2 protein-coding genes are annotated in these 1,586 nt (G+C 38.5%); one reads left to right on the top strand and one right to left on the bottom strand.

Features of this window, described 5'->3' with window-relative positions:
* A partial coding sequence (locus A3729_RS13235; RefSeq protein ID WP_068633977.1) for a type II toxin-antitoxin system Phd/YefM family antitoxin occupies nt 1-186 on the bottom strand: 186 nt, incomplete at its 3' end.
* Nucleotides 187-394: 208 nt separating this feature from the next.
* Here A3729_RS13235 and A3729_RS13230 point away from each other — a divergent pair.
* Nucleotides 395-1,282: a recombinase family protein gene (locus A3729_RS13230; RefSeq protein ID WP_068633976.1), complete on the top strand. Its 888-nt coding sequence runs from the start codon at nt 395-397 to the stop codon at nt 1,280-1,282.
* Nucleotides 1,283-1,586 lie beyond the last annotated feature (304 nt).

Here is a 1,586-nt window from a genome sequence, read left to right as displayed (position 1 = left end):
ATTTTCTGTCAGAGTGGAAATATGAAATGCTCTTTCTTCGAGCTCTTGAAGTCGATGATACTCTTCAGCAGATAAAAGAACTAAATCTTCTCGTCCATGGTTAGTGATTAAAACTGCTTCTCGGTGAGCAATGGTTCGATATCGGCCGAACTCCTTTTGCAACTCTCCTGATGTTACTTGTGCCATAAAATCCACCAATTAAGTAATTTACATATATTGTTGATTATCCGTATTTTACGGATATTTTCAAGATATCATTAGAGTATACCTATGTGATAGCCAATAAAGCGCCTATCTTTTACTATCATATAAGCCATGATCTATTCTAAGATAGAAAGCTATCACTATATATAGATATATAAGATGGCATATGAAGCTTCGGGAGGTAAACTCAATGGCAATGGTCGGGTACGCAAGGGTTTCAACAATCGATCAAGATCTGACATTGCAAAAGCAATCTCTAACAGCAGCTGGATGTGACAAAATTTTCTCTGAAAAACAAAGTGCAACGAAAACAGGTGGCCGAAAACAGCTTGAAGCCTGTTTAGACTATCTTCGTGAAGGTGACATATTAATTGTCACGAGGATAGACCGATTATCGAGAAGCCTTAGAGACTTGCAGAACCTAGTTCACGACTTGTCGGAAAACGGAATATTTTTAAAAACGGTTGAGCAACCCATCGATACTTCTAGTGCGGCCGGAAAAGCTTTTTTTGATATGTTAGGTGTTTTTGCAGAATTTGAAACCAATTTGCGAAGAGAGCGACAATTAGAAGGTGTGGCAAAAGCAAAAAAGGATGGTAAATATAAAGGCCGCCAACCAACCGCGAGAGCCAAATCTATAGAAGTCATCAACCTAATAAAAGAAGGGTTAACTCGAGAAGCAGTGGCCAAGAAGCTTGATATCGGCATTGCTAGTGTTTACAGAATTCTTAAAAAATATCAAGAAAACAACCCATCCTCTCCATTACCCGGCTCCCGATCCAAAATTAAAATTGCAGTCTTAGATGTTAGGCTTTACATCGAAAACAACAGCAAGTTTGTTAGGGGCAAGAAGAAAGTCAGAGATGATATTGAGTATGAATGGTCAAAATATTATGACGCGCAAAAGCTCCACCCCGAAGGGTACGATTATTTATTAAAAGTGCCTTATGAGTCACTTGAGGAATTAGACTCAACGATTGAAGACATAATTGGCGAGGCTCACTCAGCGGCAGACTTGCGGCATTGCTATTCCGAAATTAACATCACGCACAAAGAAACCGGGAAAGATTGGTCTTAGTCTGTCCACTTATTACTAGGAGGTCTTCATTGAAAATGATTCCTTTCCAAGCAAAAGCTCGAGCTAAATGCTGAAATTTTAAACGTTACAAATGACGACGGAGCGGAACATCTCGATTTCTCTTATCAGCCTGAAAATTGCTACTCACATTAGAAAATTGAATTGAATAATCTGGCCATTTTGGGCCTGACTTGATCTATTGCAATTTATGGCAAAAGCGGCCCAAAACAATTTATTATCTTAAGCTACCTTTTGTTTTACCAAAATTCTCAACAAAAACCGTATCATTTCGAACTTTAGTTTT

This window comes from Oleiphilus sp. HI0043 (assembly GCF_001634935.1).
Note: the sequence above shows the minus strand (reverse complement) of the source record. Positions and strands in the feature narration are given on the sequence as shown.

Excerpts from the sequence above, each read along its gene's own strand:
- A3729_RS13230 (WP_068633976.1), top strand. The coding sequence starts at position 395 with ATGGCAATGGTCGGGTACGCAAGGGTTTCAACAATCGATCAAGATCTG.